This is a genomic window from Chryseobacterium sp. SIMBA_029 (genome assembly GCF_046535275.1).
Classification (GTDB): Bacteria; Bacteroidota; Bacteroidia; order Flavobacteriales; family Weeksellaceae; genus Chryseobacterium.
In genome coordinates this window covers 1-248 of record NZ_JAWRXA010000667.1, presented here as the reverse complement: position 1 = coordinate 248, position 248 = coordinate 1, and the positions used below count along the sequence as shown (strand labels likewise).

Annotated in this window: 1 protein-coding gene; it reads left to right on the top strand. The window is 32.7% G+C overall.

Annotated features, from left to right (window positions below):
* The coding region (locus SB679_RS25650) for a histidine kinase (RefSeq protein ID WP_410705187.1) at positions 1-248 on the top strand (248 nt) is incomplete at both ends.

Below are 248 nucleotides of genomic sequence, written 5' to 3'. Positions count from 1 at the left end.
CCAAGTGCTCCGGATGCCATCATCAATATTTCGGATCTAATGGCCTATACGCTATATGAGTCGAATACCGAGAAAGTTTTGGTTCAGAAAGAACTGGATTTTATTCAAAATTATTTTTATCTGGAAAGGATGAGATATACTTTAGATAAAGATATTACGTTAGATATTTCTGTAGAGGATACTATAGATCACATTCAGATAGCACCATTATTGTGCTTTACATTCATAGAAAATGCATTTAAATATGG